At 63.1% G+C, this 22,978-nt stretch carries 20 protein-coding genes and 1 pseudogene; 16 read left to right on the forward strand and 5 right to left on the reverse strand.

The window, feature by feature from the left end; translation table 11 throughout:
- The first annotated feature begins 4 nt into the window (after positions 1-4).
- From P3T21_RS05730 to bioB, 6 genes are all read left to right on the forward strand, one after another.
- Positions 5-457, forward strand: coding sequence for a YchJ family protein (locus P3T21_RS05730; RefSeq protein WP_429254953.1), 453 nt, complete (start codon positions 5-7; stop codon positions 455-457).
- 464 nt (positions 458-921) lie between these two features.
- A complete protein-coding gene (locus P3T21_RS05735) occupies positions 922-2,193 on the forward strand; it encodes a dienelactone hydrolase family protein (protein WP_429254954.1) in 1,272 nt (423 codons plus the stop codon).
- Between the two features lie 1,342 nt (positions 2,194-3,535).
- Complete coding sequence (gene bioA, locus P3T21_RS05740) at positions 3,536-4,882, forward strand: adenosylmethionine--8-amino-7-oxononanoate transaminase (RefSeq protein ID WP_429254955.1); 1,347 nt, start codon at positions 3,536-3,538, stop codon at positions 4,880-4,882.
- The gene (gene bioF / locus P3T21_RS05745; protein ID WP_429254956.1) at positions 4,882-6,066 is read left to right on the forward strand and encodes an 8-amino-7-oxononanoate synthase; all 1,185 of its coding nucleotides are present in this window, start codon (positions 4,882-4,884) and stop codon (positions 6,064-6,066) included. Before bioA ends, bioF begins: the two co-directional genes overlap by 1 nt.
- The gene (gene bioD, locus P3T21_RS05750) at positions 6,063-6,818 is read left to right on the forward strand and encodes a dethiobiotin synthase (protein ID WP_429254957.1); all 756 of its coding nucleotides are present in this window, start codon (positions 6,063-6,065) and stop codon (positions 6,816-6,818) included. The genes bioF and bioD overlap by 4 nt, the downstream gene beginning before the upstream one ends.
- 4 nt (positions 6,819-6,822) lie before the next feature.
- Positions 6,823-7,902, forward strand: coding sequence for a biotin synthase BioB (gene bioB, locus P3T21_RS05755; protein ID WP_429254958.1), 1,080 nt, complete (start codon positions 6,823-6,825; stop codon positions 7,900-7,902).
- A 123-nt stretch (positions 7,903-8,025) separates the two neighbouring features.
- Here bioB and P3T21_RS05760 read toward each other — a convergent pair whose 3' ends face one another.
- A complete protein-coding gene (locus P3T21_RS05760) occupies positions 8,026-9,051 on the reverse strand; it encodes a sulfate ABC transporter substrate-binding protein (protein ID WP_429254959.1) in 1,026 nt (341 codons plus the stop codon).
- Between the two features lie 349 nt (positions 9,052-9,400).
- Here P3T21_RS05760 and P3T21_RS05765 point away from each other — a divergent pair, with 349 nt between their 5' ends.
- Entirely contained in the window at positions 9,401-10,111 is a 711-nt protein-coding gene (locus tag P3T21_RS05765; protein WP_429254960.1) for a coiled-coil domain-containing protein, read from the forward strand.
- A 40-nt stretch (positions 10,112-10,151) separates the two neighbouring features.
- Here P3T21_RS05765 and P3T21_RS05770 read toward each other — a convergent pair.
- A pseudogene (locus tag P3T21_RS05770) lies at positions 10,152-10,753 on the reverse strand (RBBP9/YdeN family alpha/beta hydrolase).
- A 205-nt stretch (positions 10,754-10,958) separates the two neighbouring features.
- On the opposite strand from P3T21_RS05770, the gene P3T21_RS05775 reads away from it, so the two are divergent.
- The 7 genes from P3T21_RS05775 to P3T21_RS05805 are packed head-to-tail and all read left to right on the forward strand — an operon-like array spanning position 10,959 to position 15,545.
- Entirely contained in the window at positions 10,959-11,405 is a 447-nt protein-coding gene (locus tag P3T21_RS05775; RefSeq protein ID WP_429254961.1) for a VOC family protein, read from the forward strand.
- A gap of 31 nt (positions 11,406-11,436) precedes the next feature.
- Positions 11,437-12,378 (forward strand): 2-hydroxyacid dehydrogenase, encoded by a 942-nt coding sequence (locus P3T21_RS05780; protein WP_429254962.1) that lies wholly within the window; start codon positions 11,437-11,439, stop codon positions 12,376-12,378.
- A gap of 40 nt (positions 12,379-12,418) precedes the next feature.
- Positions 12,419-13,345: a hydroxymethylglutaryl-CoA lyase gene (locus P3T21_RS05785; RefSeq protein ID WP_429254963.1), complete on the forward strand. Its 927-nt coding sequence runs from the start codon at positions 12,419-12,421 to the stop codon at positions 13,343-13,345.
- A gap of 46 nt (positions 13,346-13,391) precedes the next feature.
- Positions 13,392-13,922, forward strand: a complete 531-nt coding sequence (locus tag P3T21_RS05790; protein WP_429254964.1) for a YbaK/EbsC family protein — start codon at positions 13,392-13,394, stop codon at positions 13,920-13,922.
- A gap of 2 nt (positions 13,923-13,924) precedes the next feature.
- The gene (locus P3T21_RS05795) at positions 13,925-14,185 is read left to right on the forward strand and encodes a DUF1289 domain-containing protein (RefSeq protein WP_429255169.1); all 261 of its coding nucleotides are present in this window, start codon (positions 13,925-13,927) and stop codon (positions 14,183-14,185) included.
- A complete protein-coding gene (locus P3T21_RS05800) occupies positions 14,182-14,631 on the forward strand; it encodes a MaoC family dehydratase (RefSeq protein ID WP_429254965.1) in 450 nt (149 codons plus the stop codon). The genes P3T21_RS05795 and P3T21_RS05800 overlap by 4 nt, the downstream gene beginning before the upstream one ends.
- Positions 14,628-15,545: an MBL fold metallo-hydrolase gene (locus P3T21_RS05805; RefSeq protein ID WP_429254966.1), complete on the forward strand. Its 918-nt coding sequence runs from the start codon at positions 14,628-14,630 to the stop codon at positions 15,543-15,545. The genes P3T21_RS05800 and P3T21_RS05805 overlap by 4 nt, the downstream gene beginning before the upstream one ends.
- A 295-nt stretch (positions 15,546-15,840) precedes the next feature.
- On the opposite strand, the gene P3T21_RS05810 is transcribed toward P3T21_RS05805, so the two are convergent.
- Complete coding sequence (locus tag P3T21_RS05810) at positions 15,841-16,746, reverse strand: DMT family transporter (RefSeq protein ID WP_429254967.1); 906 nt, start codon at positions 16,744-16,746, stop codon at positions 15,841-15,843.
- Positions 16,747-16,860: 114 nt separating this feature from the next.
- Here P3T21_RS05810 and P3T21_RS05815 point away from each other — a divergent pair, with 114 nt between their 5' ends.
- Complete coding sequence (locus P3T21_RS05815) at positions 16,861-17,343, forward strand: Lrp/AsnC family transcriptional regulator (RefSeq protein WP_429254968.1); 483 nt, start codon at positions 16,861-16,863, stop codon at positions 17,341-17,343.
- Between the two features lie 24 nt (positions 17,344-17,367).
- On the opposite strand, the gene P3T21_RS05820 is transcribed toward P3T21_RS05815, so the two are convergent.
- Positions 17,368-18,258 carry an alpha/beta fold hydrolase gene (locus P3T21_RS05820; protein ID WP_429254969.1) on the reverse strand — a complete coding sequence of 297 codons (891 nt, stop codon included), beginning with the start codon at positions 18,256-18,258 and terminating at the stop codon, positions 17,368-17,370.
- A 299-nt stretch (positions 18,259-18,557) separates the two neighbouring features.
- Here P3T21_RS05820 and P3T21_RS05825 point away from each other — a divergent pair, with 299 nt between their 5' ends.
- A complete protein-coding gene (locus P3T21_RS05825) occupies positions 18,558-19,511 on the forward strand; it encodes an NAD(P)H-dependent flavin oxidoreductase (RefSeq protein ID WP_429254970.1) in 954 nt (317 codons plus the stop codon).
- Between the two features lie 60 nt (positions 19,512-19,571).
- On the opposite strand, the gene icmF is transcribed toward P3T21_RS05825, so the two are convergent.
- Positions 19,572-22,946, reverse strand: coding sequence for a fused isobutyryl-CoA mutase/GTPase IcmF (icmF, locus tag P3T21_RS05830; RefSeq protein ID WP_429254971.1), 3,375 nt, complete (start codon positions 22,944-22,946; stop codon positions 19,572-19,574).
- Positions 22,947-22,978: the final 32 nt, after the last annotated feature.

Genomic DNA, 22,978 nt, shown 5'->3' on the forward strand with positions numbered 1-22,978 from the left:
TTCGATGACGCTCCGTGCCTCGACGACTGAAAGACCGTCAGATTGCCCTTGCGGCGGCGCCGCACCCAATGCGCGCAGCGACGCGAAGCCGCCGCGCTTTAACCAGTGTTGCGGCCGTTTCATCGACGGCGGCGAAACCGCGCCGACCGCGCTCGAACTGATGCGCTCGCGCTATAGCGCGTACGTGCTCGGCGAAACGGCGTATCTGCGCGCGACGTGGGCACCGCAAACCTGCCCCGCGGACCTCGACGCCAACCCCGACACCGCCGATGCGCCCCGCTGGCTCGGACTGCAGATCAAACGTTTCTTGCCCATCGACGCCGATCACGCGGAAGTCGAATTTGTCGCGCGTTACAAGGTTGGCGGAAGGGCGCACCGGTTGCACGAACTCAGCCGCTTTCTGCGCGGCGACGATGGCCGGTGGCGCTATGTCGACGGCGATGTAAGCGAACGCTGATTTCGGTCAGCTTACGGATATTTCTGGCGAGGTTGGCGCATTCCTTCATGGCCCTCAAATTCGCCGATATTTCCTGTTGGCCCCGCACCACATCATCTGGCGGGGCCAGAGCGGCTGCGGGCCGCGCCCCTCCTCGTTTTCCGCATTTGCGTGACCTGCCTGGGCGGATGTACCACCCTGATCCGGGGGTTCTCCTGCATTGCACAAAGATAATTTGTCGTGCCAGGATGCCCCTGTGGATCTTGCAGCGTCGGCTTTTCGCTGGCGCTTGAATAACGGCGTGAGCGGTCTGCGCGCCGGCCGGCTTTCGGTTCATCCCGTACGAAATCAAACCGTGTGCGAGCGCCTTTGCGCCACATACGTGAGACTCTTTTGCGCTCAAAAGGGCGTTGAAATGGATTCGTCAGGTCGGGCCGCAAGCGTGGCAGTTCTCAGGTGGCGTCTAAGGCAGGTGGGCAGAGCGGATGGTGTTCAGGAACATTTTGACCGGATGGATCGTCATGGCGTGTGCGACGCTTGCCGCATCGCCGGTCTGCGCCGATCCGCTTCACGACACCCCGGCTGGACCGCTTGCAAGCGCTCACGTGCCGCGCATTGCCCTCGATGACGCATACCTTCCCACGGTTCCCGCCAGTCTGAATGAGCAGATCATCAGCATTCCAGCGGATGCATCGGGCTCGATCACACTCGAAACGACGATCTACAAGCCGGACGGCGCGGGCCCGTTCCCGATGATCGTCTTCAACCACGGCAAGATCCACGGCGATCCGCGCACCCAGGAGCGCAGCGATCCGCTGCCGCTCGCCCGCGAATTCGTGCGACGCGGCTATGTCGTCGTGGCGCCGAACCGCCGCGGTTTTGCCGGATCGGGCGGCACCTACGAGCAGGACGGCTGCGACGTCGCACGCAATGGGCTCGGTCAGGCAGCCGACGTCGCGGCGACCGTGAGCTTCATGTCGAAGATGCCGTACGTCGACGCGACGCATATTGCGGTGTCCGGCACATCGCACGGCGGGCTGGCGACGATTGCATACGGGCCGGAAGCGGCTTCCGGTGTGCGGGCGCTGATCAATTTTTCGGGCGGATTGCGGCAGGATTCGTGCACCGACTGGCAGGGCAACCTCACGCAGGCGTTCGGCGACTACGCGGAGAAGACGCGTGTGCCTTCGCTGTGGCTGTATGGCGACAACGATTCGATCTGGCCGTCGGCGCTGGTTGGGAAGATGTACACCGCGTACGTGGAGCATGGCGCGAGCGCGAAGATGATCGATTTCGGCGCGTACAAGAATGACGCGCACCGACTGGTGGGCGATCGCGACGGCGTGCGGGTGTGGTGGCCGGCGGTCGAGGCGTTCCTTGCACGGGTCGGGATGCCGACGGGCATCCAGTATCGGGTTGCCGATCCAGCGCCGCCGAAGCCGACGGGTTTTGCTGCTATCGATGCAGTGGACGCTGTGCCGTTTCTCGATGAAGCGGGACGGACTGGGTATCGGAACTTTTTGCACCAGTATCCAAGCCGGGCGTTTGCTGTTTCGGATTCCGGATCGTGGTCGTGGGCCGAGGGTGGCGATGATCCTATGTCGGTGGCAGTCGCTAACTGTCAGAAGCATAGTGCCGATGCTTGCCGGCTTTATGCTGTGAATGATGCCGTTGTCTGGAAGGACCCTGCCGGGTCGCAGACGGCTTCTGGGTCTTCTGATTCTGACGAGAAGGGGGCGCTCGCTAGTCGCGAGTGAGGGTTGGTTTTTTTTGCCTTTTCTTGTTGGGCTTTCTCTTTGGCCTTTCTCGTTGGCCTTTCTCTTTGGCCTTTCCTTGTATTCATGTCGGTCTATTGGCGTTGCCCCTGTGCGGGGCAGCACCTACTTTTCTTTGTCCTTGCCAAAGAAAAGTAGGCAAAAGAAAGGCGCCGAAAACTCGTCCGTTCCGGAGTGTGTCGCCACCGGGGAATGGCACCCCATGAAGTGTCGCCCCCGCGCTTCACACGGCATGGGTCCGCACACGATCTGATCCCCCGCGCAGCACCGCTCGTGACACAGGGCTCATTCATCCGACTCCGCACTTCGTGCGTCGCCGCCAGGTGCGCCCACATCTGCATGCTGCCTCGCATCGCCGAAGTCAACTAACCCGCGTAGTTTTCGTGTCTGGCCGCAACTCACGCGCCGCAGACAACGATCAGCTTTCCATCCAGATCACCCCAACGAGACTTGCACCGCGTGGCGCCCTAAATATCGACCGGCGGTCAGCGGTCAGCGGTCAGCGGCCAGCGGTCAGGACTGTTGTCCCAGGCAAATCTGTCCGCGACGCACGCAGTGTGGAGTGGGGTGGATGAGCCCTATGTCACAAGCGGTACTGCGCTGGGGATGGTCTCGTGCGCGGACCCATGCCGCGTGAAGGGTGAGGGCGACACTTCATGGGGTGCCATTCCCCGGTAGCGACACACTCCGGAACGGACGACATTTCGGCGCCTTTCTTTTGCCTACTTTTCTTTGGCAAGGACAAAGAAAAGTAGGTGCCGCCCCGCACAGGGGCGACGCAAATAGACCGACGTGAATACAAGGAAAGGCCAACAAAAGGCTCAAGACGCACAGGAAGAAGCGCCCGAGTGCAAGGACGCCCCGAAGAAAGTCCCCTTGGGGAAGAAAGAAAAGCAGGTGCCGCCCCGCACAGGGGCAACACCAATAGACCGACATGAATGCAAGGAAAGGCCAACAAAACCAGAACAGACCAAAACCCAAAACCAAAACAAGCAAAGACCAAAAAGCAAAAGCACAGGCAAGGACCGAAAAAACCAGCCCGCCCGCCGCCCAAGGCGCAAAACAACCGACATCGCGCAAAGATTTCCCCCGACCCACCCCTTCACTTTGCCGTCGTCAACTCCGCCCATTTCCCTCCTTCTAAAACGAACAGACCCGACCTGCGAACAACATCGCAAAACCCCAACCCGCGCAGCGAAAAGCGGCAAATTTCCCCTAATGCAAACAACAAAATAAACCGCTAATCTCGGTCCCGCCGCGGCCGGAAAAGGCCGCCCCCACCCCGTCGCGACAAAAAAACATCCGACGAATAGACAGAAACCGCATGAGCATGCGCACCAACGAAGACTGGATCACCCGCAGCCTGCGTGCCGTCTGGCACCCCTGCACCCAGATGAAGCACCATGAGAGCCTGCCGCTCATCGCCGTCGCGCGTGGTGCCGGCCCGTGGCTCTATGACCGCGAAGGCCGTCGCTATCTCGACGCCATCAGCTCCTGGTGGGTCAACCTCTTCGGCCACGCCAATCCGCGCATCAACGCCGCGCTCAAAACGCAACTCGACACGCTCGAGCACGCAATGCTCGCCGGTTGCACGCACGAGCCCGCCATCGAACTCGCCGAACGTCTGCACGCGCTCACTCACTGCACACTAGGTCACGCATTCTTCGCGTCGGATGGCGCGTCCGCAGTTGAGATCGCGCTCAAGATGAGCTTCCATACATGGCGCAATCGCGGCCACGATGAGAAACGCGAATTCGTCTGCGTCGCGAACAGCTATCACGGTGAAACGATCGGCGCACTCGGCGTCACCGACGTCGCCCTCTTCAAGGACGCCTACGATCCACTGATCCGCAACGCGCATGTCGTCGCGTCGCCGGATGCGAGGCTCGCCCGCAAAGGCGAAACAGCCGCAGACGTCGCACAACGCGCGCTCGATAATGTGCGCGCCCTCTTCGACTCGCGCGCCAGACACATCGCCGCGCTGATCGTCGAGCCGCTCGTGCAATGTGCAGCCGGCATGGCAATGCACGACGCGTCATACATCGCCGGCTTGCGCGCGCTGTGCGATCAGTACGGCATCCATCTGATTGCCGATGAAATCGCCGTCGGCTGCGGTCGCACCGGTACCTTCTTCGCGTGCGAGCAGGCAGGCGTATGGCCCGATTTCCTGTGCCTGTCGAAAGGGATCAGCGGCGGCTATCTGCCGCTGTCGATCGTGCTCTCGCGCGACGAAATCTTCGAAGCCTTCTACGACGACGATACCGCCCGCGGCTTTCTGCATTCGCATTCGTACACGGGCAATCCACTCGCGTGCCGCGCCGCGCTCGCCACACTTGACCTCTTCGAGAGCGATAACGTCCTCGCCGCCAACGCGAAAAAATCCGCAACGTTGCGCGCAGCACTCGAACCGCTCGCAACGCATCCGCATGTACGAAACCTTCGCCAGTGCGGGACGATCTTCGCATTCGATGCCGTCATCGAAGACGCGACCCAGGCAAAAACCTTCTCGCGCCGCTTCTTCGAAAACGCGTTGCAGCGCGAACTCCTGCTGCGTCCGATCGGCACGACCGTGTATCTGATGCCGCCCTACATCCTCGACGACGCAGAACTCGCGTTGCTCGCATCACGCACGCGCGAAACGTTCGACGCCACACTCACGGGAACCTGCTAATGCAATTGCTGGACACACTCACACAAGGCCTGAACGATATCGACACACGCGGTCTGCGACGTCGTCGTCGCACGATCGACACGCCGTGCGCCGCCCACATGACCGTCGACGGTCGCGAGATCATCGGCTTTGCCAGCAATGACTATCTGGGTCTCGCCGCGCACCCGCAACTCGTCGCGGCCATCGTCGAGGGCGCGCAACGCTACGGCGCGGGCAGCGGCGGCTCGCATCTGCTCGGCGGCCATTCGCGCGCGCACGCACAGCTCGAAGACGATCTCGCCGCGTTTGCCGGTGGCTTCGTCGACGCGCCGCGCGCGCTGTATTTCAGCACCGGCTATATGGCGAATCTCGCAACGCTGACCGCGCTCGCCGGCCGCGGCACGACGCTCTTCTCCGATTCGCTGAACCACGCGTCGCTAATCGACGGCGCGCGCCTCTCGCGCGCCGATGTGCAGATCTATCCGCACGGGGACGCTGACGCACTCACAGCGATGCTCGAAGCATCGGATGCCGCTGTGAAGATGATCGTCACCGATACGGTCTTCAGCATGGACGGCGACATCGCGCCGCTCACCGCACTCGTCGCGCTGGCGGAAAAGCATGGCGCGTGGCTCGTCGTCGACGATGCGCACGGCTTTGGCGTACTCGGCCCGCAGGGACGTGGCGCGATCGCGCATGAAGCGCTGCGTTCGCCACACCTCGTGATGGTCGGCACGCTCGGAAAAGCAGCGGGCGTGTCGGGCGCATTCGTGGTTGCGCATGAGACGGTGATCGAATGGCTCGTGCAGCGCGCGCGTCCGTACATCTTCACGACGGCTTCCGCGCCTGCCGTTGCACATGCGGTATCGGCGAGCCTGCGCATCATCGGTGGCGACGAGGGCGATACGCGTCGCGCGCATCTGCAGACGCTGATCGAACGCACGCGCGCGATGCTGAAGACAACCTGCTGGCTGCCGGTTGATTCGCATACCGCCGTGCAGCCGCTCATCATCGGCGCGAACGAAGCGACCCTCGACGTCGCCGCCGGACTCGATCGCGCCGGCCTGTGGGTGCCGGCGATCCGGCCGCCGACGGTGCCTGCGGGCACTTCACGTCTGCGCATTTCGCTGTCCGCCGCGCATTCGCATGAAGATCTCGACCGGCTCGACGCGGCATTGAAAACGTTGAGCGGGTGCGTTGCATGAACGCGCCGTTGTCCGTATTCGTCACCGGTACCGATACCGAGATCGGCAAGACGCTGGTCGCGGCGGCGTTGCTGCGCGGCTTCGCACGCAAAGGCCTGCGCGCAGCCGCGATGAAACCGGTCGCCGCGGGCGCGTTCGAGCGCGATGGCGTATTGCACAACGAGGACGCCGATCAGCTCGACGCGGCGGCGAACGTTTTGCTTCCGCCCGGGATGCGCACACCGTTTCTGCTTCGCGAGCCTGCTGCACCGCATATCGCGGCCGCGCTGGAAAACGTGTCGCTCGATATCGCGCATATCGCGAATTGCCACGCGCAGGCGATGAAGCTGGCGGACGTGGTCGTCGTAGAAGGCGTCGGCGGTTTTCGTGTGCCGCTCACCGATGCGCACGATACGGCCGACCTCGCGCTCGCCCTGAACCTGCCGGTGGTACTCGTCGTCGGCATGCGGCTCGGCTGCATCAGCCACGCATTGCTCACCGCAGAAGCGATCGCCGCACGCGGGTTGACACTGGCGGGCTGGGTCGCGAACCGCGTCGATCCATCAATGAATTTCGCAGACGAGAACATCGCCACGATCCGCGACTGGCTGGACCGGCATTACGACGCGCCGCTGCTTGGCACCGTGCCGCATATGAGCCCCGCTTCGCCCGACGCCGCCGCGAATCATCTCGACATCGCCACCTTATTGCACGCGCTGCGCGAAGCGACGGGCAGCGCTGAACCCACATCGAACTCCGTCTACAAGGATTGACGCCATGACCGAACTCCATACCGAAGCCACGCCAGGCGAACCGTCGGCGCAGAATGCGGCGAACATTGCGAATGCTGCGAACGCGACGTCATCGCCCGCTCGCTGGCGCGTCGCCGACATCGTCGCTTTGTACGAACTGCCGTTCAACGATCTGCTGTTCCGCGCGCAGCAGGTGCACCGCGAGCATTTCGATGCGAACAGCGTGCAGTTGTCCACGCTGCTGTCGATCAAGACGGGCGGCTGCGAGGAAGACTGCGCGTACTGTCCGCAGTCGGTGCATCACGACACGGGCCTGAAAGCCGACAAGCTGATGCCGGTCGATGACGTGCTCGCCGCTGCACGCGTCGCGAAGGAAAACGGCGCGACACGCTTCTGCATGGGCGCGGCCTGGCGCAATCCAAAGGACCGCCACCTGGAGCCGATCAAGGAGATGATCCGCGGCGTGAAGGCAATGGGTCTTGAGACCTGCGTCACGCTCGGCATGCTCGAACCGCATCAGGCGCATGGCCTGCGCGAAGCGGGCCTCGATTACTACAACCACAACCTGGATACGTCGCCGGAGTTCTACGGTCAGATCATCTCGACGCGCACCTATCAGGACCGACTCGACACGCTCGAACGCGTGCGCGACGCAGGCATCAACGTGTGCTGCGGCGGGATCGTCGGACTTGGCGAATCGCGTCGCGAGCGTGCCGGCCTGATCACGCAGCTGGCCAACATGGAGCCGTATCCGGAATCGGTGCCGATCAACAACCTGGTGCAGGTCGAAGGCACGCCACTCACCGGAACTGAACCCCTCGATCCGTTCGAATTCGTGCGCACCATCGCAGTTGCGCGCATCACGATGCCGAAGGCGATGGTCCGCCTGTCAGCCGGACGCGAACAGATGGACGAGGCCCTGCAGGCGATGTGCTTCCTTGCGGGCGCGAACTCGATCTTCTACGGCGACCAGTTGCTGACTACCAGCAATCCGCAGGCCGAAGCCGACCGCAAACTGCTGGAGCGACTCGGCATCCGTGCCGAAGCGTCGCAGCAAATGCCACTCGATCAAAGCGGCTGCGAGCATGGCTGCGACCGGCACTGAGTCTCCCGGTTCGGCGCTGCCATTGCGCAGCGCCGCTGCCTGAGTGCGAAAAGGCCGCCTGAGCGATTGCTCAGGCGGCCTCCTTGTTTGTGCTGCTGCAGACGCCGGCGCGCGGTCAGCCCATCATTTCCGGTCGACGATGATCTGATCGAACGTACCGCCATCCGAGAAATGCGTCTGCTGCGCCTTCTGCCAGCTGCCGAATTCCTGTTCGACGGTGAACGTCTTGAGCGGCTTGAATTCGCTTGCATGCTTCGCGAGCACACTCGCTTCGCGCGGACGCAGATGATGCTGCGCGATGATTTCCTGCGCGGCCGGCGAGTACAGAAACTCCAGATACGCCTGCGCTTCCTTGCGTGTGCCGCGCCTGTCGACTACCTTGTCGACGATCGTCACCGGCGGCTCAGCCAGCAAACTGATCGACGGATAGACCGCTTCGAAATTGCCCGCGCCCACACCCGTGTCGATCAGCGACACCTCGTTCTCAAACGTCACCAGCACATCGCCGATATCGCGCTGCGTGAACGTCGTCGTCGCGCCGCGACCGCCCGCGTCGAGCACCGGCACATTCCTGAAGATGGCCTTTTCGAAGTCGAGCGCCTGCGCGTCGGTGCCGCCGTGCTGCTTGCGATAGCCCCAAGCCGCCAGATACGTGTAGCGGCCATTGCCCGACGTCTTCGGATTGGCGATCACGACCTGCACGCCGGGCTTCGCGAGGTCGTCCCAGTCCTTGATGTGCTTCGGATTGCCCTTGCGCACGAGGAACACCATCGTCGTCGTGTACGGCGCGCTGCCGTTCGGCAGACGCTCGCGCCAGTTCGCGGGCACAAGCTGGCCGCGCTCGGCGAGCAGATCGATGTCATTCGGCTGGTTCATCGTGACGACGTCCGCCTGCAGACCCTGCGTTACCGAGAGCGCCTGCGCGCTCGACGCGCCGTGCGACTGACGGATCGACACCGTTTCGCCCGTCTTCTGTCTGTATGCGACAACGAAGCTCGCGTTGATGTCCTTGTAAAGCTCGCGCGTCACGTCATAGGACACGTTCAGCAACGACGTATCCGCCCACGCGCTGCTCACGCCGCCTGTCGACAGCGTCAGCGCTGTCATGCCCGCTGCCAGCCAGCGCGCTTTCCCCGAATTGCCTGCCATTGCGTCTCCGCTCGTTGATGATGAATGCGTGCGCCGCCTGCGACCGATCCGCGGCTCAAAGCGCGATTTTATCGGATCACCTGAAGGGCTGCCGCTACGGCGTGAGGTTTGTCCTACACCGTTTGATCGAGTGCCCGATATCGTCTGGATTCCGTACGATAGGCTCGTTGCCCTTATCTCGCAGCCTTACGGGGTCGTTCGCTTGAGACTTGCGAATGAATCTGTCAATTTTGTTCGCGGGATGGTTCGCCACACAATGAAAGCCCTATACGATGATTCTCCAAAGTTGATCGATGCGAGCGGGCAGGAGAGGCCGCATCCAGCATTTCGCCGAAGTCAGGGGAGTGATATGGCCATTTACATCAGCAGGCTCGACGCCGCCATCCGGCAGATCAAAGAGGATGTCAAAGGTTTGCGGCAGGACATTCGTGACCTTCGCGATGTGATGTTCAACAACCTCCGCGAACTCCGCTCTGAGTTTCGGGCCGATCACAGTGCGCTTAGGGATGAGGGGCGCGCTGACACTGGTGCCGTGCGGACTGAGGTCCATACTGATATCAGCGAACTTCGAACCGGGATGGGCCAGTTCCGAACCGGGGTTCACGCTGACATCGGCGCACTCCGGACTGAGGTTCGCGCCGATATCAGCGAGTTCCGGACTGAGGTTCGCGCCGACATCGGCGAACTTCGAACCGAGATGAGCCAGTTCCAAACCGGAGTTCACGCTGACATCGGCGCACTCCGGACTGAGGTTCACGCCGACATCGGCGAGCTCCGGACTGAGGTTCGCGCCGATATCGGCGAGCTCCGGACTGAGGTTCGCACCGATATCAGCGAGCTCCGGACCGAGGTTCGCACCGATATCAGCGAACTTCGAACCGAGATGGGCCAGTTCCGGACCGAGGTCAGTGCCGATATCAGCGAACTCCGCACAGAGACGGGCGACCTCCGAACCGAAGTCCGCGCCGATTTCCGCGAACTCCGCGTGGAAATCCGTCTCATGTGGGCCGGGTTCTTCGCGCTAGGAGGCGTCATGGCGAAAGGATTTCACTGGTTCTGACCGGCACGGCATCGCCAACGCGTAGCCACTCCCTGTTTCATCAAACAAACGCCTGCGCCGCCAGTTCGACCGCCTCCTCGCGAAATCGCAGCGGCGCCGCGCAATGCACCAGCGTATCGACGAAGTACTTCGCTCGCGGCCAGGGGCCAAACCCTGCCGCAGTATTGATGTGTCCCGCATCACCCAGATTGACGAACGCGCTGCCGAGACGCTGCGCGAGTTCCCGGCGCCGGCGAGCGGCATCCACGGGTCGGTTTCGCTGCCGATCAGGATTGACGGCACGCCAAGGCGTCGCGCTTCGAATGCGCCGGCGAACGCGAACTTCTCGGGACTCGCTGGTGCGACGAACAGCACGCCAGCGACATCGGCCGCGTGCGTAGCCTGCTGCAACGCATGGGCCGTCGCGAGGCAACCGAAGCTATGCGCGGCGAGTACGAGCGGACCGCGCTCGCGCGCGATCAGGTCGCGAACCGACTGTGCCCAGCCGTTGAGGTCAGGCGCGTCCCAGTCGGCCTGCTCGACGCGCAGCGAGCGGGCGAACTGTCGTTCGAGCCAGGTTTGCCAGTGCGCGCCCTCGCTGCCATGCAGGCCGGGCACGGTGACAAGGCGCGGCGGCCATGTCGATTTACTGCACGAAGACATGATTCTTCTCACGGGCGTGATCCGGGAGGTCATTGTGGCGTGCAAGGCCGTACCGTCGAACTAATTTTTCGTGCTTTGTTTATCGTACGATCAGCGAGGCGGCTCCGCGGTTCAGCATCCTTCGTACAAGCTACCGCCATCCGGCTCGCGCGCGTTGCCTCCCGAAAAAGTAGAATGAAGCCTGTCCATAAAAGGAGAACGCCTCATGTCGTCAACACCGTCCGGACAGCCGCGCCCGCTGCAACCATTTCACCTCGCATTTCCGGTGACCAGCCTGGAAAATGCCCGCGCATTCTACGGCGACCTGCTCGGTTGCCCTGAGGGCCGCAGTTCGCCGGAATGGGTCGACTTCGATTTCTTCGGCCACCAGCTGGTCGCGCATCTCGCGCCGAACGAAGTGAGCCGCGCGGGCGTCAATGCGGTCGACGGCGACGACGTGCCGGTCCGTCATTTCGGCGTCGTGCTGACGATGGATGACTGGCACGCCCTCGCGGAGCGTCTGAAGGCCGCCGGCACGCGCTTCATCATTGAGCCGCACATCCGCTTCAAGGGCGAGGTCGGCGAGCAGGCGACGATGTTCTTCCTCGATCCGTGCGGTAATGCGCTCGAATTCAAGGCATTCAGGGATATCGGGCGACTCTTCGCCAAATGACACGCACCGGACGCCAAAAATCGACGAGCGTATGAGAATACTTTTCTACATGCCGCATTCGGACGCGGGTGCGTGGCTTCACGACTTCGCCCGCGCGCTGCCCGACGCCGCCCTGCGCGAATGGCAACCAGGCGATCACGCACCGGCCGATTTTGCCGTGGTCTGGCGGCCGCCGCGCGAGATGTTTGCGGGCCGCGACGACCTGCGCGCCGTGTTCAATCTGGGCGCGGGTGTCGACGCGATTCTCGCGCTTGAACACTCGCATCCCGGCACATTGCCACGCAGCGCACAGATCGTGCGTCTCGAAGACTCGGGCATGGCGCCGCAAATGGCCGAATACGTTACCCACGCGGTGCTGCGCTACATGCGTCGTTTCGACGAATACGAACGCCAGCAAGCCGAACGCAGCTGGAAAGAGCTCGACCCGCATCCGCGCGCCACATTCACCGTCGGCGTACTCGGGCTAGGCGTGCTTGGCGCGCATGTCGCGAAGACGCTGGCGTCGTTCGGTCTGCCGGTGCGCGGCTACAGCCGCAGCGCCAAACAGATCGACGGCGTGTCGACCTACGCAGGCGATGCGCATTTCGATGCGTTTCTCGACGGCGTCAAGGTACTGGTCAATCTGCTGCCCCATACGCTGGACACTCGCAATGTGCTGAACACCGGCACTTTCGCGAAGCTCGCGCACGGCGCGTATCTCATCAACGTGGCGCGCGGTGGGCACCTCGTCGAACCGGATCTGCTCGACGCGCTCGCGCGCGGCCAGCTCGCTGGCGCTACGCTCGACGTTTTCCGCGAAGAGCCCTTGCCGCCCGATCACCCATTCTGGCAGGAGCCCCGCATCACGATCACGCCGCATATTTCAGCAGTGACGTTGCGCGAAGACAGCGTCGTGCAGGTCGCGCGCAAAATCGAAGCGGTGATGCGCGGCGAAACGGTCACCGGTGTAGTCGATCTCGCGCGCGGATACTGAACACAATCAACAGGCCGCCTCGATGCGGCAGGAGACAGTCATGGCGTTGCCTCAGGCAGTGAAAATCGTCGAAGTCGGTCCGCGCGACGGGCTTCAGAACGAAAAGGAGTTCGTGCCCACGAACATCAAGATCGACCTCATCAACCGGCTGTCGGCCGCGGGATTTCGCAATGTCGAGTCTGCGTCGTTTGTGTCGCCGAAATGGGTGCCGCAGATGGCTGACGGCGCTGAAGTCATGGCCGGCATCGAGCGCCGCCCGGGCACACTCTATTCGGTGCTCACGCCGAACCTGCGCGGCTTCGAGGGCGCGCTCGCCGCGAAAGCCGACGAAATCGTGATCTTCGGCGCAGCGAGCGAAGCGTTCTCGCAGAAGAACATCAATTGCAGCATCGCGGAAAGCATCGCGCGCTTCGAGCCGGTCGCGCAAGCCGCGAAGGACGCCGGGCTGCGCATTCGCGGCAGCGTGTCGTGCTCGCTGGGCTGCCCGTATCAGGGCGAGGTGCCGGTGGCGTCGGTGGTCGATGTGGTCCATCGCTTTGCGGCGCTGGGCTGCGATGAGATCGATATCGCCGATACGATCGGCGTCGGTACACCGAAGCGCACGCGCGAAGTCTTCGAAGCGGTGACAAAAGTATTCCCACGCCAGCACCTGTCGGGCCACTTCCACGATACGTACGGCCAGGCGCTCGCCAACATTTACGCCGCGCTACAGGAAGGTATCGAGATCTACCACGCGTCGGTGGCGGGGCTCGGTGGCTGTCCGTATGCGAAAGGTGCGACGGGCAACGTCGCGACCGAAGACGTCCTGTACCTGATGAACGGCCTCGGCATCGCGACCGGCATCGATCTCGCGCAGGTTGTCGCGATCGGCGATTTCATCTCGACGTCGATCGGAAAGCCGAACGTTTCGCGCGCCGGCAAGGCGCTGCTCGCAAAGGCGCGCAGCGAGCAGGCGTCGTGCATTTGACGCGATGCGAACACCCGCAAGCCACAGGCAATACGGAAAGACAGACATGACGGAAAGTAACGCCACGATCTCCCAGGAAACCGAAAACCTCGAGGCACTCCCCGATTCCGCACGGCGCGTCGCGCTGCTGCTGCGCGAGCGCGGTCACGCAAAACCGGTTGTCATGCTGCCGGAAACTGGCAAGACGTCGGCGGAAGCGGCGGCTGGACTGGGCTGTTCGGTCGCGCAGATCGCGAAGTCGATCCTGTTCCGCCGTCGTGACGACGATGCGCCCGTGCTCGTGATCGCGAGCGGCGTGAACCGCGTCGACGAAAAGAAGGTCGCGGCACAGGTCGGCGAGATCGGACGCGCGGACGCGAAATTTGTCCGGGAGAAAACGGGCTATGCGATCGGCGGCGTATGCCCGATCGGGCACGCTACGGCGCCCGTCACGCTGATCGATGCCGACCTGCTCGCGCTCGACAGCCTGTGGGCAGCGGCCGGCCATCCGCACGCGGTGTTCAATCTGTCGCCGCAGGAACTGGTCGCGCTCACGGGCGCGCCGATCGCCGACGTCGCGCTTCGCGAACCGGCATGAGCATGAGCAACGACGGCGGCAGCGGCACGAGCGGCAGCAACAGCAGCAGCATCGCCGGAACGGAGCACACCGCGCCGGTGCCGTCGCCGTGCATCGACGTGTGCCGCATGAATCGGGACACAGGCTGGTGCGACGGATGCCTGCGCACGATCGATGAAATCGCCGGCTGGTCGTCGTTCGACGATCGGCAAAAGCGCGCGGTGTGGGACACCATCGATCTGCGTCACAAGCAACTCGTCGCTGACAGGAAGCCGTCGACATGAACGCGCCGCCACGGGTCGTCACGATCGGCGAGACGTTTAGCAGCACGCTGGCGCTGTCGGCGGATTCGGTGAAATCGTTCGCATCGCTGGTGAGCGATCTGAACCCGCTGCATCACGACGACGCCTACGCGGCCGCGAGCGGCTTTGGCGGATTGATCGCGTCGGGCACGCAGCCGTCGGCGCATTTCATGGCCCTGCTCGCGACGCATTTCTCGACGTACGCGCAACCGCTCGGCCTTGAATTCGACATCAAGCTGAAGAAGGCGGTCTACGCCAGCGACACGCTCACCATTACGTGGCGGGTGCGCCACGCATGGTGGAAACCGAGCCTCAACGGCGACCTCACGCAACTCGACGGCGAGGTCGTGAACCAGCGCAGCGAAATAGTGCTGCTCGGCACGTCGACGATTCTTGTCATGCCGAAGCCGGAGGCCGCCGCTCAATGATCGCGCTGCCTGAGTCGATCCGCGTCTTCGAACGAGGCTGGCTGTCGTCCAACAACGTGTTGCTGGTCGACGATGTGTGTGCCGCGCTCGTCGATACAGGCTATGCCGCGCATGCGGAGCAGACAGTCGCGCTCGTCCGGCAGGCGCTCGGCGCGCGGCCGCTTGATCTGATCGTCAACACGCATCTGCATTCGGACCATTGCGGCGGCAACGCGCTGCTGCAGGCAGCCTGGCCGTGCCGCACGGCGATTCCAGCGTCGGAGGCGGACGCCGTGCACAACTGGGACGAGACGCGTCTGACCTTCCACGCTACCGGGCAAACGTGCGAGCGCTTCACCTTCACCGAAACGATCGAACCCGGCGCGACGCTCACGCTCGGTGCGCTGCAATGGGACGTGCTCGGCGCGCCCGGCCACGATCCGCATTCGCTCATGCTGTACTGCGCGGCGGAACGCCTGCTGATCAGTGCCGACGCGCTGTGGGAAAACGGTTTTGGCGTGATCTTCCCGGAACTGGAAGGTGAAAGCGGTTTCGTGGAAGAACAGGCGGTGCTGGAGATGATCGCGCAGCTTGACGTGCGGGTAGTGATCCCTGGGCACGGCGCGCCGTTCACCGACGTGCAGCCGGCGCTCGAAAAGGCGTTCTCACGCCTCGCGTGGCTGCGCGCCGACCCCGCGCGCAATGCGAAGAATGCGCTGAAAGTGCTAATCGTGTTCAAGCTGCTGGAGGTACGCGCGATGACGTTCGACACGCTGCTGACGATGCTTGACGAAGCGTCCGCGATGCGTGCCGCCGCGCGGATGCTGGCATCGCGGGAGAACTGGCCGGCGCTGCTGAAAGACCTGATCGAAGGTCTCGCGAAGAACGGCGCGCTGACCGTCGATGGCGCGCGCATTCTTGCGCCTGCTGCGTGACCCTGCAAACCGTCCCGCCGGACAATCTGGCCACACAGACAACCGGCCGCACAAAAAAGAAAGCCGCTCACCAGCGATGGCGAACGGCGCAATTTTTGACGACGTGATCAACGTCGAAAAGGATGATACCGGGCGGACCTTTCGAACGCATCGGTGATTTCCCTACAGAACCATGACGATCGTTGTAAACCCGCATACAGGCGGGCGTTGCACGGCGCGCACGTAAGCGTCTGCAACATTCACCGACGTCACAATGCCGAATCGATCGCTATAACGATTACGGCAACACCGGCGCTCACGACTCCGAATACCGCCGCTGCCGCTGCGGCACAATGCGCCAGCCGAGATTCACGCCCGCGGCGGCCAGCAGGATCAGCACCGCGCCCGCTACCTGCACCCACGCCAGTTTCTGCCCGAACGCTACGCGATCCACGATGATGGCGACGACCGGATAGATGAACGAGAGCGCGCCGGTCATCGCCGTCGGCAGCTTCTGGATCGCGCCGTACAGCAACACGTACATCACCCCCGTGTTGACGATGCCAAGCGTCACCAGCTTGAGCCATTGCGTGCCGCTCGCGGGCAGCGCGTCGAAATGGACGAACGGCGCGAGCATCACAACCCCGAGCCCTACCTGAATCAGCGCGATCAGATGCGGCGGCGTACCCTTCAGATGCTTCGTGATAATCGACGACACCGCGTACAGAAATGCCGCGCCGACCGCAAATGCGACACCTTCGAGATATTCGCCGGGTACCGCGAGTACCGCCGGTTCGACCTTGACGACCAGCACAAGCCCGACAAACGCGATGAACAACCACGCCACCACCGACGCCGTAATGCGCTCGCGAAACACGATCGCACCGAGCGCGACCAGCATGAACGGCTGCGTGTTATAGACCGCGGTCGCCATCGAGATCGACGCCCGCGAGTACGCCGCGAACAGCAGGATCCAGTTGGCGACGATCGCCACGCTGCCGAGCGCGGTGAGCCCGAGCATGCGCCACGAGAAGAGATCACGCCGGAACAGTCCAAGCGCGGCGCAGACAATCGCGAGCGTCGCCGAACCGAACACGCAGCGGAAAAACACCACATTCTCCGATGACTGTTGCGACGACACGACGAGCCAGCCAATCGAGCCCGACATCAGCATTGCAACAGTCATTTCGGCGGCGCCGCGCCGGATTTCGTTTGAAGCCATGATTCGATCCTTCTGCCGGTTTCTTACCTGAAAGCAGTGTAATTAATCCGGCCGCCCGAATACATGGATAAACTTAAGCAGCTGACAAAAATCACCTTTTGAACGAAGGCTGACATGACAAAACGCCTTTTCTCCGACGTCGTACCCGTCGCGCTCGACGACATCGATCGCGCCCTCATCGCCGCGCTCGCCGAAGATGCGCGCATTGCCACCAGCGAACTCGCGCGCCGGGTCGGCCTGTCGGCGCCCAGTACCGCCGACCGTTTGCGGCGGCTCGACGCGCAGGGCGTGATCGAGCGCTTCACCGTGCAGCTCGACCCGCGCGCCCTCGGCTACACGCTGCAGGCGATCGTGCGCGTGAAGCCGTTGCCCGGCCAGTTGCATCTCGTGGAAGACGTGATCCGGCGGATTCCGGAGTTCGTGGAATGCGACAAGGTGACCGGCGACGACTGCTTCATCTGCCGGCTGTATCTGCGCTCGATCGACCAGCTCGACGCGATCCTGTCGAAGGTGACCGAGCGCGCCGAGACGAGCACGGCAATCGTCAAGTCGACGCCGATTGCGCGCCGTCTGCCGCCACTGACGTTCGCGGAATAACGAACAACAACGAAGGACGCGCCGTTACTGCTCGACGGCTTCGAAAAACGCGAGCATCTCTGTCACCAGCGCGTCCGGTGCCTCTTCCGGAATGTAATGCCCGCACGGCAGCGCACGCCCGCTGACATCGCGCGCGACGTGCCGCCATTCATCGAGCGGCTTGAAGCATTTCTCGATCACGCCCTCTTCGCCCCATAGCACGCGCAACGGGCAACCGATCTTGTGACCACGCTCGATATCCGCGCGGTCGTGCTCCAGATCGATCGTCGCGGACGCGCGGTAGTCTTCGCACATCGCGTGCACCGCGCCCGGCTGACGCAATGCATCGCGATACGCCGCAAGCGCTTCGGGCGCAAACGGTGCAAGCCCTGCGTGACGGCTGCCCATCACGCGATCGACGTAGACGTCCGGGTGCGAGCCGATCAGCGTCTCCGGCAGCGGCTCGGGCTGGATCAGGAAGAACCAGTGGAAATAAAGCGTGGCGAACGTGCGGTCGGTAGCTTCGTACATCGCTAGCGTCGGCGCGATATCGAGCAGCATCAGACGTTCCACCGCATCGGGATAATCCAGCGCCATCCGGTGCGCGACACGCGCGCCGCGATCGTGCGCGCACACCAGAAAGCGGTCGAAGCCGAAGTGTTTCATCACCGCGACCTGGTCGGCGGCCATCGCACGCTTCGAATAGGGGATGTGTGCCGCGTCGCTCGGCGGTTTCGCCGACGCACCGTAGCCGCGCAGGTCTGTCGCGATCACGGTGAAATGTTCGGCCAGCCGCGCGGCGCAGCGATGCCAGATCAGGTGCGTCTGCGGGTGGCCATGCAGCAGCAGGAGCGGCGGCCCGGAGCCGCCCTTGACGCCGAAAATATCGACATCGCCAGCAGCGACGTGAAACGGCGTGAATTCCTCGAAGGACATGGCGGGCCTCTTGTCATTTTGTACGTCCTGGCATTGTAGAAGCCGGATGTGTCTCAGCGAGGTGTCCCAGACCACCAATCCATGGAAACCGAACACTCCTTCAAACTCGCTCCGCCAGCACGTTCGTGCAATTCCCCCTATAATCGAACGATCGTTCTTAAATTTGGCAATGAAGCAGCGATAACGGAAAGCGTTCACAGCGCTCACTTCGTCGGTCGCCTTCAGCCGCTACACTCACAGGACCGGGCGCGCATATGCACCACCGCGCACACCGTTCCACCTACAAGGAGACTTGCGCCATGGCATTGCCCGCCGTCCTGCAGAATCTTGCGTTGCCCGTCGTCGCTTCGCCGATGTTCATCGTCAGCTACCCCGAACTCGTGCTTGCGCAATGCAAGGCCGGCATCGTCGGTTCCTTTCCCGCCTTGAACGCGCGCCCCGCCGAACTGCTCGACGAATGGCTCACGCAGATCCAGGCTTCTCTGGCGGAGCACAAGGCGGCGAACCCGGACGCGGTTATCGGACCGATCGCGGTCAACCAGATCGTCCACCAGTCGAATACGCGACTCGAGCACGACGTTCGCGTCTGTGTCGATCACAAGATTCCGATCTTCATCACCAGTCTGCGGGCGCCGTCGAAAGAGATGGTCGACGCCGTGCACAGCTACGGCGGCATCGTGCTGCACGACGTGATCAACCTGCGGCATGCAGCGAAAGCGCTGGAAGCGGGCGTCGACGGCCTGATTCTCGTTGCGGCTGGCGCCGGCGGACACGCGGGCACAACTTCGCCGTTCGCGCTGGTCGGCGAAGTGCGGAAGATCTTCGACGGTCCGATCGTGCTGTCCGGCGCCATCGCCAACGGCGGCTCGATCCTGGCCGCTCAGGCGATGGGCGCGGATCTCGCCTACATGGGCACGCGCTTCATCGCGACGCAGGAAGCGCACGCGGTTGAAAGCTACAAGCATGCAATCGTCAATTCCAGCGCGTCAGACATCATCTACACGAACCTCTTCACGGGTGTGCACGGTAACTACATCCGCGAGAGCATCGTGAACGCCGGCCTGGACCCGGAAGCGCTGCCGGAATCCGACAAGACGAAGATGAACTTCGGCAGCGACAAGGCCAAGGCGTGGAAAGACATCTGGGGCGCAGGTCAGGGCGTCGGTCTGATGGACGACGTGCCGTCGGTGGGCGAACTGGTCATGCGCCTGAAGGAGGAATACGAAGAGGCGAAGTCGCGTCTGCGAATCTGATTCTGCGTAACAACGCCCGGCGACCGGCGGCCGGCTGGATGACAAGCCGGTCACCGGGCATCACATATTCCTTCGATACTGCCCGCCAACTTCGAACAGCGCGTGCGATATCTGCCCCAGTGAGCAGACGCGCACGACATCCATCAGTACCTCGAACACGTTCGCGTCGTCGATCACGGCGCGTTTCAGGCGAAGAAGGGCGGCCGGCGCTTCGTCGCGATGTCGCGCCTGAAAGTCGCGCAGACGCGTGAGTTGTCCCTGCTTTTCTTCCTCCGTCGAGCGCGCGAGCGCTATCGCCTGCGGCGCATCGTGTGGATGCGCGCTCAGGAACGTGTTCACCCCGACAATCGGATACGACCCGTCATGCTTGCGATGCTCGTACAGCATCGATTCGTCCTGGATGCGGCCGCGCTGATAGCCCGTTTCCATCGCGCCGAGCACGCCGCCACGCTCCGTCAGCCGGTCGAATTCCGCGAGCACCGCAGCTTCGACCAGATCCGTCAGTTCCTCGACGATAAAGCTGCCCTGATTCGGATTCTGGTTCTTCGCGAGGCCCCACTCGCGGTTGATGATCAACTGGATCGCAATCGCGCGCCGCACGGAGTCTTCGGTGGGCGTCGTGATCGCTTCGTCGAACGCGTTGGTGTGCAGCGAATTGCAGTTGTCATAGATCGCGATCAGCGCCTGCAAGGTCGTGCGGATATCGTTGAAATCGATTTCCTGTGCGTGCAGGCTGCGTCCGGATGTCTGGACGTGATACTTCAGCTTCTGGCTGCGCTCGTTCGCGCCGTAGCGGTCGCGCATCGCAATCGCCCAGATGCGGCGCGCGACGCGTCCGAGCACCGTGTATTCCGGGTCCATCCCGTTCGAGAAGAAGAACGACAGGTTCGGCGCGAAATCGTCGACCGACATGCCACGGGCCAGATACGCCTCGACATACGTGAAGCCGTTCGCGAGCGTGTACGCGAGCTGCGAGATTGGGTTCGCGCCCGCTTCGGCGATGTGATAACCGGAAATCGACACCGAGTAGAAGTTGCGCACACCGTGTTCGACAAAGTACGCCTGAATGTCGCCCATCACTTTCAGGCTGAATTCCGTCGAGAAAATGCAGGTGTTTTGTCCCTGATCTTCTTTAAGGATGTCGGCCTGTACCGTGCCGCGGACGTTCTGCAGCGCGTACATGCGCGCTTCGGCGAGTTCGGCTTCGGTGGGCGCGCGGTTTTCCTGTTTCGCGCGAGCTAGCACCTGGTCCAGTTGCTGATCGATCGCGGCGTTGAAGAACATCGCGAGGATCGTCGGCGCGGGACCGTTGATCGTCATCGAAACCGAGGTCTCCGGTGCGCAGAGGTCGAAGCCGTCGTAGAGCGCTTTCAGGTCGTCGAGCGTCGCCACCGAGACGCCGGAGTTGCCGACCTTGCCGTAGATGTCCGGCCGCTCGTCCGGCTCTTCGCCGTAGAGCGTGACCGAATCGAACGCGGTCGAAAGGCGCTTCGCCGGCATGCCTTCGGATAGCAGTTTGAAACGACGGTTGGTGCGAAACGGATCGCCTTCGCCCGCGAACATGCGCGTCGGGTCTTCGTTTTCGCGCTTGAACGGGAACACACCCGCCGTGAACGGAAAATAGCCGGGCAGGTTTTCGAGCATCAGCCAGCGCAGGATTTCGCCCGGATCGACGAAGGCTGGTAACGCAACCTTGCGGATCGTCGTGCCGGAAAGCGTCGACACGGTGAGCGCGGTGCGGATTTCGCGGTCGCGGATGCGCACGACGTGCTCGTCGCCGGAATAGCCGGCGACGGTTTTCGCCCAGCCGGCGAGCAATGCGTTTTCGCGGTCGCCGAGTTCGGCGGTTCTGCTTTCGATCAGCGCGTTTAAGGCTGTGTGTGTAGCGCCTTCGTTCGGCACGTGTGCCTGCTCATCAAGCATCCGGCGCGCTTCGCTCAATTGCCAGCGTTCGCGTGCAATGCGCGATTGATGCGCCGTCCGCTCCCGATACGCTACGACGGTCTGCGCGACGTCGGCGAGATAGCGCACGCGCGCGGGCGGCACGATCGCGTTGCGGTCCGATGAATGGCGCACGCCTTCGAGCTTCGGCAGATGGGTGTCGCCCTCGCGCAAACCATGCGCGCGCAGTGCCTTCGACAGTTGCTGATAAAGCGCGGTCACACCATCGTCGTTGAAGCGGGATGCGATGGTGCCGAACACCGGCATGGCGTCCGGCGACGCTGAAAAGTTGCCGCTATTGCGCTGCACCTGTTTCGCCACGTCGCGCAATGCATCGGCGGCGCCCTTGCGGTCGAACTTGTTGATCGCGACGAAATCCGCGAAATCGAGCATGTCGATTTTTTCGAGCTGGCTCGCGGCGCCGAACTCCGGCGTCATCACATACAGCGACTGGTCCACCAGCGGCACAATCGCCGCGTCGCCCTGACCGATGCCCGACGTTTCCACCACGATCAGGTCGAAGCCCGCCGCCCTGCATGCGGCGATCGCGTCAGGCAGCGTGTCGGAGAGTTCGCTCGACGCTTCGCGCGTCGCCATCGAACGCATGAAGACGCGCGGACCGTTGCCCCAGTCGCCGATCGCGTTCATGCGGATGCGGTCGCCCAGCAACGCGCCGCCCGACTTGCGGCGCGACGGATCGATGGCGAGCACCGCGATGTTGAGCGCGTCGCCATAGTCGAGGCGAAAGCGGCGGATCAGTTCGTCAGTCAGCGACGACTTGCCCGCGCCGCCCGTGCCCGTAACGCCCAGCACCGGAGTCTGTGTGGTTTGATCGCGGCCGATGGGCGTTTCTGTTGACGACGATGTACCACCTGTACCACCACCTGCCCGCTGACCGGCTTCAAGCGCCGTGATGCGCTGGGCGAGCTGGCGGAACGCGCGCTCCGGGTGGCAAGCGATATCAGCATCGAGCGCCGTTTCGCTGACTGCCGTTTCCGTCGAAGTCGTCGCGCACCGCGCCATCATGTCGTCGATCATGCCTTGCAGGCCGAGCCGCTGGCCGTCCTGCGGCGAATAGATCCGCTCGACGCCATAGCGTTCGAGTTCGGCGATTTCATCGGGGACGATCACGCCGCCTCCGCCGCCGAATACCTTGATCCGCGCACCGCCGCGTTCACGCAGCAGGTCGACGAGATAGCGGAAGTATTCGACGTGGCCGCCCTGGTAGCTCGATACGGCGACGCCGTCGGCGTCCTCGTGCAGTGCGGCGGTCGCGACTTCGTCGACGGAGCGGTTGTGGCCGAGATGGATCACCTCGACGCCGCTCGCCTGCAGGATGCGCCGCATGATGTTGATCGACGCGTCGTGGCCGTCGAAGAGCGCGGCGGCCGTCACGAAGCGCAGGCGCCGCGCGGGCCGCTGCGGCTTGCGAGGCTCAGGAGCGCTCGGGGCGCCCGGTTCACTCACGGACTGCGGCGTGGAAAGATCAGTCATGTCTCCCCCGGATCGTCGAACGTATCGGGCTT

The sequence above is a fragment of the Paraburkholderia sp. GAS334 genome (genome assembly GCF_050436625.1).
Taxonomy (GTDB): domain Bacteria; phylum Pseudomonadota; class Gammaproteobacteria; order Burkholderiales; family Burkholderiaceae; genus Paraburkholderia.